Here is a 9,451-nt window from a genome sequence, read left to right on the forward strand (position 1 = left end):
AACTTTCCGCCTCCCTATGATCCTCCTGCTTGATAATTACGATTCTTATACCTTCAACCTTGCCCACCTCATCGCGGAGGTAGCCGGACGCGAACCACTCGTCATCGCCGCCGGTGAAGCGGAAGGGCTAGCCGAGCGCGTCCGTGCGGGCGAATTTTCCCACGTGGTGATCTCTCCTGGCCCGGGCACGCCGGAACGCGAAGAGGATTTCGGTGCTGCCCGGGGCATTATCGCCGCCGCGGCCGCGGCAGAGATTCCGGTGCTGGGCGTATGCCTTGGCCACCAGGGGCTAGGTCTGCTAGCCGGAGCCCAGGTATCGCCGGCGCCGCAGCCGCGCCACGGTTTCGTCTCCACCATCCGTCACTCGGGCGAAGGTATCTTTACCGGAATCCCGCAACACTTCGAGGTGGTGCGCTACCACTCCCTGCATATAGAGGAGGCCCCCGGTATCACCGTCCATGCCCGCAGCGAAGACGGCGTCATCCAAGCCCTCAAGGTCGATGGCTTGCCGCACTGGGGCGTGCAATTCCACCCCGAGTCGGTGCTCACGCAATACGGCCGGGATATTATGCGCAACTTCCTGGGCGGGTTCCGCCTGCTCCACCGGGAGGTGCCCGGCGCGGTGGACTGCCCACGGGTCTTTGCCACCCTGCGGGCCGAGGGCAACGATGTCTTCTTCCTCGACTCCGCGGATCCCCGCGGGCGCTATTCCATCCTCGGCGATACCGCGGGCGCGTTGAGTCGCTCTTTCCGCTACCAGCTTGGCGACGCCCCCGATATCCTCACCCTCCTCGACCGCGAGCTCGCCACCCGCATCATCGATGCACCGGCCCTCCCGTTTACCGGCGGGGTCATCGGGTACCTAGGCTACGAGTGCGCCCAGTTAACCCTGCCGATTGAGCTAAACCACCGCTCACCGTGTCCAGATGCCTATTTCGTGCGGCCGCAGTCCTTCATCGTCTATGACCACCACGCAGAAACAGCGCACCTGTGCTGCCTTGCCGGTGACGGCGCCGAGCAATTGCTGAACCGTCTGGAAGCCTCTTTGGCCGCAGAGGAATCACGGTCCAGGGGGGAGGACAGTGGGGCGTCGCTAAGCGCGGGCTCTTGGCGCAGCCCTGGCTACCTGGAGCGGATTAAGCGCGCCCAGGAATTCCTGCACGCCGGCGAGAGCTACGAGGTCTGCCTGACCGATACCTACTCGGCCGCGGCCGAGGGCGAGCTCTATCCCCAACTGCGCTCGCACAATCCCGCCCCCTATGCCGCACACCTCGTCTTCGATGGTGTGGAGGTCTGCAGCGCCTCGCCCGAGCGCTTCCTCACCGTGCGCGGTCGTGAGGTAGAGGCCAAGCCGATTAAGGGCACTATCTCGGCCGACCAGGATCCCGCGCTGCTGACCACGGACCCGAAGACACGGGCCGAAAATCTCATGATCGTTGACCTACTGCGCAACGATCTCTCCCGGGTATGCGAGCCCGGTACCGTGCGCGTGCCAAAGTTGATGCAAGTAGAAAGCTATGCCACCGTCCATCAGTTGGTCTCCACCATTACCGGGCAACTGCGCGCCAGTGCCACCGCGGTCGATGCCCTCCGCGCCACCTTTCCTCCCGGATCGATGACGGGCGCGCCGAAGCTGCGCACCTGCGAGATCATTGACCAACTCGAAACGGGACCGCGCGGTGTGTACTCCGGCGTGGTGGGCTACCTGGGGTTTGACGGTCAATCCGATCTCAGCGTGGTTATCCGCACGGCCGTGCGGGCGGCCGGTGAGGTCACCATCGGCGCCGGCGGGGCCATCGTCCTGGATTCAGATCCGGCCGCCGAGCTGGAGGAGCGCAACCTCAAGGCCCAATCCGTATTGGGGGCGTGGCAATGAGCACCTACCTCTGGCACGAAAGCAGCTTCATTCCAAGCCAAGCCCACCCCGGTCCCTTTGACGTGGCGGACTCTTGGCGGATGCTTGCCAACGCCCACTCCAATGCCCTCCCCCTGCACCTCCAGCGCTTCGAGTCAGTGGCCGGCCCACTTCCCACCGGCTTCGTACCCGCGATGCTGCAGCTTGTGGGCCCCGGCGATCTCTTCCCCCGCATCTCGCTAGCCGGCGGACACCTGCGCCTCGATATTCGCCCCGCACCCCCTGCACGCAGAACCACCCGGCTGACCTATGTGCAAGCCCCAGACCCGCGCACGCAGCCTTTGGTTAAGGGCCCTGACTTCCCAGCGCTGGCAGGCTTCCGCGCCGAATACCAAGCAGACGGTACCGATGACACCGCCATCGTGGATGCCTCCGGCGCCATGGTGGAGACCACCACCGGCGCGCTCGTCGCTTGGAATGGGGATACGCTCATCCTCCCCACCGGACTGGCGCTGCCTAGCATCACGCTGCGCCAAGTTACCCGGCGCGCCTCAGACCTTGGAATTCACACCGAAACGCGCCCCATCACCCTCGAGCTCGCCGCCGAGTGCCCCCTGTGGTTCCTCAACTCGCTCCACGGCATGAGCCCCGTTAGCGAACTACACGCCCCCACCGGTGTCATCCATCCACCGCACAGCCCGCATACCACCGGGTGGCAGCAATGGTGGTGGGGCTGCTTTCGCAGGGAAACGGCGCGCGACTAGCTCTCCTGCTTGGCTAGCTGCGCTGCCACTTCGGCGCAATCCGGCCGACCGCAGTGCTGAGTTTCTACGTGCTGTATGCAGTCATCACAGATGAGTACCTGCTGGCGGCAGGTATCTTCATTGATACAATTGTGGAACGTATTCGTGCCCTTACCGCAGTGCACGCAGTGGCCGAGCTGAATGAAGCCGGGGTCTTGGAGTCCTTGGCCAAACTCGTGGTGCATGCGCTTGTCAAAGACATACATGGAGCCTTCCCACAGGCCATCATTGCCGTACTTTTCGCCGTAGCGCACGATGCCGCCATCGATCTGGTAGACCTCTTTGAAGCCACGGTTCTTCATCAACGAGGACAGGATCTCGCAGCGAATGCCACCGGTGCAATAGGACACCACCGGCTTATCCTTCATCCAGTCATACTTGCCGGACTCGATTTCTTCGATGAAATCATGCGTGGTTTTCACATCGGGCACGACGGCATTTTTAAACTTGCCAATCTCCGCTTCCATGGCGTTGCGGCCGTCAAAGAAGACGACCTCCTCGCCACGTTCTTCTACCAGCTTATTTACCTCTTCTGGCTTGAGGTGCACGCCGCCGTCAACGACGCCGTTTTCATCCACCTTCAGCTCGCCCGGCGCGCCAAAGGCCACGATTTCATCGCGCACCTTGACCGAAAGCCGCGGGAAGTCATCCGCGCCGCCTTCGGACCACTTGAACTGCATGCGCTTAAAGCCGGGGTATTCCTTGGTCTGGCGGACGTAGCGCTTGCAGGCTTCCATATCGCCGCCAACGGTGCCGTTGATGCCGTGCTCGGAAATGAGGATGCGCCCCTTGAGCCCCAAGGACTCGCACAGGGTGCGCTGCCACAGCATGATTGCGGTGGGATCTTCGATGGGGGTAAAGCAGTAATACAGGAGAACTTTGCCAATAGTCACGCCCCAATCTTAGGCCCGCAGCTGCGTAGATCCCCAATCTTGTAGCTCTCCCTTATATGACTGCGGCCCCTCCAGCACAAGCTGAAAGGGCCGAATCTTGAGCATGCGGAAGTTAGCGCTTTTGGTACAGCGCCTTCTTGCGGGCAAAGACTGGGTCAGAGGTCACGAGCACGCCAAGGTTGCGGAAGATTCCCTCATCCACAGAACCCAGGATGGTGGTGGTGTGGACGTCGCAACCAGCAAGTTCCTTGATCTGCTCCAGCGCCTTGCGGGCATTGTCATCCTTCGCCGCAGACACGGACAAGGCGATCAGCACCTCGTCGGTATGCAGGCGTGGATTCTTGGAACCCAGGTGCTTGGTCTTGAGCGTTTGAATCGGCTCGATGGACTCGGGCGACAGCAGGTGGATATCGTCATCGATGCCCGCCAAGTGCTTTAGCGCATTAAGCAGCATAGCTGCAGAACAACCCAGCAATGGCGAGGTGCGGCCGGTGATCATGGTGCCGTCGTGCAGCTGCATAGCGGAGGCAGGTTCACCGGTTTCTTCCGCACGCTGGCGAGCAGGCGCCACCACAGGGCGATCCTCAACCTTGATGCCGGCCTTGGCCATGATGACGGCGGCTCGCTCGGACTGCTCGGTGCCCAAGCCGGCACGCGCCTCTTCCACCTGCGCCTTGAAGTAGCGGCGGATGATTTCTTGTTGGGCGGCGGCACGGCACACGGCGTCATCAGTAATGCAGAAGCCGGCCATATTCACGCCCATGTCCGTTGGAGACTGGTACGGGGTGGTGCCGGTGAGCTTTTCCAAAAGCGTGCGCAGCAGTGGGAACGCTTCCACATCGCGGTTGTAATTCACGGTGGATTCGCCGTGGGCGGACAGGTGGAAGTGGTCAATAATATTGGAATCATTGAGGTCTACCGTGGCGGCCTCATAGGCCAGGTTCACGGGGTGTTCCAGGGGGAGATTCCAGATAGGGAAGGTTTCAAACTTGGCGTATCCGGCGTTATTGCCGCGCTGATGCTCGTGGTAGACCTGCGAAAGCGCAGTAGCCAGCTTGCCGGAGCCGGGGCCCGGCGCGGTGACCACGACGAGGTCGCGGGAGGTTTCCGCAAACTCATTGCGGCCAAAACCTTCTTCGGACACGATGAGGTCCGTATTGGTGGGGTAACCAGGGATAACGCGGTGGCGCGCCACCTTGAGGCCGAGGCGCTCTGCCTTATCGATGAAGGCTTCCGCTTGGGAATTGCCTTCCTCCAGCTGGGTCATGACGACATTTTCTACCAAGAATCCGCGGCTCCGGAAGACGTCCACCAGGCGCAGCAGGTCATCTTCATAAAGGATGCCCAGGTCCGCGCGCACCTTCTGGCGGGAGATATCTTTCGCGTTGATGCAGATGAGGATCTCTACGTCTTCTTTGATGCGCTCCAGCATCGCGATTTTATTGTCTGGGGTGAAGCCGGGCAGCACGCGAGAGGCATGCATATCGTCAAAAAGTTTGCCGCCCATCTCTAGGTAGAGTTTGCCGCCGATTTCCTCGCGGCGGGCATGGATGTGCTTCGACTGCAGCTCGATGTATTTCTCGCGGTCAAAGCCGATTTTTTGCGTCATGATTTGAAAGCCTTCCCCTGAGTTAAATCATTCCGCATTTCGAGTTTACGCTATTGTCACCTCCCGAATAAGTGGGCTGGTTAGCGGCAGGTTTGGCCGAAAATTCTTCCCGGTTAGACTGAGTTCTATGCCTGAAGGTCACGTCATCCACCGCCTAGCTAATAAATTCAACGCCGATTTTCGCGGCATGCCGCTGCGCGTGACCAGCCCGCAGGGGCGCTTCGCAGCGGAGGCGGAGCTTCTCGATGGCGAGCGTATCGAGCTGGCAGAGACCTACGGCAAGCACCTTTTCGTACACTTTAGCGCCCAGGATCCGCGCCATATCCTCTATATTCACTTAGGCCTGATTGGCAAGCTGCGCTTCGAGCCCCGCGAGGAAGTAGGCGGACAGATCCGGGTGCGCATTGATGATGGCGCCGAGGCCGCTAACCTGCGCGGGCCGCAGTTTTGCCGCCTGCTCACTGAAGAGGAGTTCCGCGCACAGCTAGCCAAGGTAGGCCAAGACCCGCTGCGCACGGACGCCGACGTGGAGGCGCTCTGGGCCAAAGTGCATAAATCGCGCCGCAGCATCGGCTCCCTCATGATGGATCAGCACCTTTATGCCGGCGTGGGCAATATCTACCGGGCCGAGACCCTCTTTCGCCACGGCCTCTCCCCTTTCCTCCCGGGCCGGGACGTTTCCCGTGAAACCTTTGACGCCACGTGGGCGGACTTGGTGGATCTCATGGAATACGGAGTGGAGCACGGCCGCATCGATACCGTGCGGCCCGAGCACTCCCCCGAGGCCATGGGCCGCGAACCGCGCAAGGATGACCACGGCGGCGAGGTCTACGTCTATCGCCGCGCCGGCCTACCTTGTTATATCTGCGGCACCCCGGTGGCAGAAAAGGTCATGGAGGGACGCAACCTATTTTGGTGTCCGACCTGCCAACCGGCTCCTTAAAGGCCTATCCTGGCGAACATGCGACATGCCTATAGCGTTGCCGCCGTTCGCGCGGCAGAGCGTTCCCTTCTAGCCCAGCAGAACTTTGACGATGAGCTCATGCGCTTGGCCGCACGAGGCGTGGCGGCCACGGCCGCGAGCATGCTCGGCTCTTATCGGCGCGTAACTATCCTTGTCGGGCCAGGCGGCAACGGCGGCGATGGCCTCTATGCTGGCGCTTTCTTGGCGGAGGTAGGCTATTCAGTAGTGGCTATCCTCGCGGCGGATGCCGCACACGAACCTGCGCTAGACGCATTTGCCACGGCCGGCGGAACCATAGCGCACGACCTAGGAAACGCCGATCTGCTTATCGACGCCGTCGCCGGCCTCGCCTCCACCCGCGGCCTTTCCGGTGCCCCACTGAGGGCCTATACCGAGGCCAAGAAGCGTGGAGTACCGGTATTAGCTGTGGACATTCCTTCGGGCATTAACGCCGATACCGGCGTGGCCGCAGCCGATGCCGTAGAGGCAGACGTGACCATTAGCTTTGGCTGGGCCCGTGCCGGACATATCTTTGCCCCGGCATGCGGTGCGGTGGTGCTCTGCGATCTGCTCCTGCCCGGCGCCCCGCGCTCCTTTGCAGAAGAGCTTTCCGCTACCGCGGAGCCGGTGGGCTATATCGCCAACGAACCCACTATCCCCCTGCCCTACCAGTGGCCGACTGAGCCGGTGCTTTCCGGAGAACAAGGCCTGGTTACCGCCCCGAAGCCGGTGGGCTGCACGGGCCCGATTCTGGATCCGACTCCGGGGGCTCAAAGCACCAAGTACACCGGCGGGGTGACCGCGGTATGTGCTGGCAGCAGCACCTTTCCCGGCGCGGGCATTCTCGCCGCCACAGGCGCGGTGCGCGCCACGCCGTCCATGGTTCGCATCGTGGGCAATGACTCCGTGGTCACGAGCCTGCCGGAGGTAGTGCCCCATGCCAGCGCCCAAGAAAAAGTCCACGCCCAAGCCTGGGTCGTAGGACCAGGGCGAGGCACCGGACCGGAGGCGGCCGCCGAATTGCGCGCCGTGCTAGAACGCGGACTGCCCACGATTATCGACGCCGATGCGCTGACCATGCTTTCTACCTGTGGGGCTCTGCGCGAACTCGTGTGCGATCATCCCTGCGCCGTCCTGACCCCGCATGCCGGGGAATTTGAGCGGCTCTACGCGGCAACTTTCGGCCGCGAACTTGATCTTTCGAAGGGACTCGGGGTGCGCCTGCGCGAGCTTTCCGACGCGCTCGACTGCTTCATCCTGCACAAGGGCCGGATCACCACGGTCACGGCCCCAGGCCAGAAGATTTATGGCATGAACGCTGGGCATTCTTACGCGGCCACCGCCGGTTCTGGTGACGTGCTCTCTGGCATCCTTGGCGCCACGCTCGCGCAAGTGGATGCCGCCGAGGCGGATGCGGAGACGATAATTATGGAAATCCTGCACGCCGCGGCCATCCACCAACACGCGGCAGCCATTGCCGCCCACACCCCGGACGGCTTTGGCCTATGCTCCGCCTCCCAGATTGCCGCAGCCGTGCCGCAGGCAATCGCACGGCTACTAGTAATGCAGCGCTAGCCGAGCGCAGAGACCTTCTCCTGCTCGGAGACGTGGCTGTCCTTGACCTCCACCACGCGGTCAGCGAAGTTCAGCAGGGAGCGGTCGTGGGTCACCAGCACGGTGGCGGTGTTCATCTCCTGGGTGACATCGCGCAAGAGGCGGATGATCTCCTGCGAAAGGTGGGAATCAAGCGCAGAGGTGGGCTCATCGGCCAAGAGCAGGTCCGGTCGCTCCATGAGCGCACGGGCGATATTGACGCGCTGGCGCTGGCCACCGGACAACTGACCCATGCGTCGATTGCCCATTCCTGCCAGGCCGACAAACTCCAATAACTCATCGGCGCGCTGTGGGCGCAGCTTGCGGCCAGCGATATGGTCCATGATCACCAATTGGTCGCGCACATTGAGCGAGGACAGCAGGTTGGCCTGTTGGAAAATGATGGAGCGGGTACCGTCCACGTGCACGGACCCGGAGTCCGGGGTGATGAGGCCTGCGGCTACGGACAGCAGCGTGGACTTGCCGGACCCTGACTCACCCACGATGCCGGTAAGCGTATTGGACTCGGCGATGAGGGAGGCTTCGGCAAGCGCAGTAGTCGTGGTCTGACCGTCCTGGTAGGTCACGGTGGCGTTGCGGATATCAAGAATGGTGGACATGTTAAGCATTTCCTCCAAGGGCATCGAGTGGGTTGGCTTTAGCTACGCGGCGGGTAGCAATAAGGGCGCCGGCCATGCCGAGGGCCCAGATGCCGACCGCGGGAACGGCGATGGTGCGCAGGGAAACATCGAAGGGCACGGTGCCGGAAGCAAGCGCGCCGAGCACCCAACCAACGACGGCGCCCGCAATGGTGCCGGCGGCCAAGATGATGGCGGCTTGTGCCAGGGCATCGCGCAAGAGGTAGCGCACGGTGGCGCCGAGCGCGCGCAGGATGGACAGGTCGCGGGTGCGCTGGATGGTCCATACGGTCAAGAAAGCGACGGTGACCAGCGCGGAGATGCCGTACAAGAAGCCCTGCATGGTAAGCAGCGAGCCGCGCTCAGACTGATAGGCCGCCAAGCCGGAGAAGGACGTGGACACCTTCACGAAGCCTGGAACCTCGTACTTATACAGCGCTGCGGTGCCTAACACGCCTTCTGGAGCATGGCTAATCTGCTGCCAGGACTCGGTGGAGGCCCACACCACCTCGGAGTGGGAGTACATGGTCTCTGGAACGGTGCCCTCCACCGAAAAATCGGTGCCACCTAGGGTGACGGTATCGGCCGCATCGATGGACTCTGGCAGGAGCACGCCCTGCTCCGGGATGGTCTTATCGCTACCCGGAACCTGGGTTCCGGCCGGCAGGCTCAGGACGGCAACGCCGCCGTGCCCCTCCAGCTTGGTCTGCGCTACGCCGAGCGGAATGCCGTCGCTGGCGATATCGCCGGCATGCATCTCGGATTCGCTGAAGGAGGGGTCCTCGGTGGAAAAGGAGATATATGGGTATTCCTTTTCCAGGGACTCCAACGCGGAAGTATTTTGCTTGGACAGGCCCTCCGTCAGGCCGGAGAGCATCACGAGCAGAAGGGTAATGAGCGCAACCGTGCCGCCGATGAGCGCGAAACGTCCGCGCGCTGTGGTGATTTCTCTGATTGCTAGGAACATAGTTGGCGGAATCAAGCGGTGGATGCGCCACGCTTGAATAGTTCGTTAAGTATTTCACGTGGGGTTGCGCCGCCGAGGATTTGTCGGGGTGTTTCGTTGAGCTCATTTTGCACCCACGCGACATGTTCG

Annotated in this window: 8 protein-coding genes and 1 pseudogene; 4 read left to right on the top strand and 5 right to left on the bottom strand. The window is 62.1% G+C overall.

What is annotated here, in order from left to right; all coding sequences use genetic code 11:
• Positions 1 to 16 precede the first annotated feature (16 nt).
• Positions 17 to 1,876: a chorismate-binding protein gene (locus tag QP934_RS09915; RefSeq protein WP_419127436.1), complete on the top strand. Its 1,860-nt coding sequence runs from the start codon at positions 17 to 19 to the stop codon at positions 1,874 to 1,876.
• Complete coding sequence (locus tag QP934_RS09920) at positions 1,873 to 2,619, top strand: aminotransferase class IV (protein ID WP_340419518.1); 747 nt, start codon at positions 1,873 to 1,875, stop codon at positions 2,617 to 2,619. The genes QP934_RS09915 and QP934_RS09920 overlap by 4 nt, the downstream gene beginning before the upstream one ends.
• Here QP934_RS09920 and QP934_RS09925 read toward each other — a convergent pair.
• Entirely contained in the window at positions 2,616 to 3,551 is a 936-nt protein-coding gene (locus QP934_RS09925; protein ID WP_419127437.1) for a rhodanese-related sulfurtransferase, read from the bottom strand. The two genes, QP934_RS09920 and QP934_RS09925, sit on opposite strands and share 4 nt — an antisense overlap.
• Positions 3,552 to 3,663: 112 nt before the next feature.
• Positions 3,664 to 5,160 (bottom strand): DUF1846 domain-containing protein, encoded by a 1,497-nt coding sequence (locus QP934_RS09930; RefSeq protein ID WP_337888626.1) that lies wholly within the window; start codon positions 5,158 to 5,160, stop codon positions 3,664 to 3,666.
• A 127-nt stretch (positions 5,161 to 5,287) separates the two neighbouring features.
• Between QP934_RS09930 and QP934_RS09935 the strand changes: the two genes are divergently transcribed.
• The gene (locus QP934_RS09935; RefSeq protein WP_419127438.1) at positions 5,288 to 6,103 is read left to right on the top strand and encodes an Fpg/Nei family DNA glycosylase; all 816 of its coding nucleotides are present in this window, start codon (positions 5,288 to 5,290) and stop codon (positions 6,101 to 6,103) included.
• An 18-nt stretch (positions 6,104 to 6,121) separates the two neighbouring features.
• Positions 6,122 to 7,699: a bifunctional ADP-dependent NAD(P)H-hydrate dehydratase/NAD(P)H-hydrate epimerase gene (locus tag QP934_RS09940; RefSeq protein ID WP_340419521.1), complete on the top strand. Its 1,578-nt coding sequence runs from the start codon at positions 6,122 to 6,124 to the stop codon at positions 7,697 to 7,699.
• Here the strand turns inward: QP934_RS09940 and QP934_RS09945 are convergent.
• The 3 genes and pseudogenes from QP934_RS09945 to QP934_RS09955 all read right to left on the bottom strand — a co-directional run.
• A complete protein-coding gene (locus tag QP934_RS09945) occupies positions 7,696 to 8,337 on the bottom strand; it encodes an ABC transporter ATP-binding protein (RefSeq protein WP_419127439.1) in 642 nt (213 codons plus the stop codon). The two genes, QP934_RS09940 and QP934_RS09945, sit on opposite strands and share 4 nt — an antisense overlap.
• 1 nt (position 8,338) lies before the next feature.
• Entirely contained in the window at positions 8,339 to 9,322 is a 984-nt protein-coding gene (locus QP934_RS09950; RefSeq protein ID WP_349819425.1) for an ABC transporter permease, read from the bottom strand.
• Positions 9,323 to 9,333: 11 nt separating this feature from the next.
• Positions 9,334 to 9,451, bottom strand: a pseudogene (locus QP934_RS09955) (IS30 family transposase); the annotation flags it as partial.

The organism is Corynebacterium sp. MSK122 (assembly GCF_030229435.2).
Lineage (GTDB): Bacteria > Actinomycetota > Actinomycetes > Mycobacteriales > Mycobacteriaceae > Corynebacterium > Corynebacterium marquesiae.

What these genes read in the sequence shown, in the direction of transcription:
- QP934_RS09950 (WP_349819425.1), bottom strand. Translation starts at nt 9,322, where the DNA reads ATGTTCCTAGCAATCAGAGAAATCACCACAGCGCGCGGACGTTTCGCG.
- QP934_RS09930 (WP_337888626.1), bottom strand. Translation starts at nt 5,160, where the DNA reads ATGACGCAAAAAATCGGCTTTGACCGCGAGAAATACATCGAGCTGCAG.
- QP934_RS09945 (WP_419127439.1), bottom strand. Translation starts at nt 8,337, where the DNA reads ATGTCCACCATTCTTGATATCCGCAACGCCACCGTGACCTACCAGGAC.
- QP934_RS09940 (WP_340419521.1), top strand. Translation starts at nt 6,122, where the DNA reads ATGCGACATGCCTATAGCGTTGCCGCCGTTCGCGCGGCAGAGCGTTCC.
- QP934_RS09935 (WP_419127438.1), top strand. Translation starts at nt 5,288, where the DNA reads ATGCCTGAAGGTCACGTCATCCACCGCCTAGCTAATAAATTCAACGCC.
- QP934_RS09920 (WP_340419518.1), top strand. Translation starts at nt 1,873, where the DNA reads ATGAGCACCTACCTCTGGCACGAAAGCAGCTTCATTCCAAGCCAAGCC.
- QP934_RS09915 (WP_419127436.1), top strand. Translation starts at nt 17, where the DNA reads ATGATCCTCCTGCTTGATAATTACGATTCTTATACCTTCAACCTTGCC.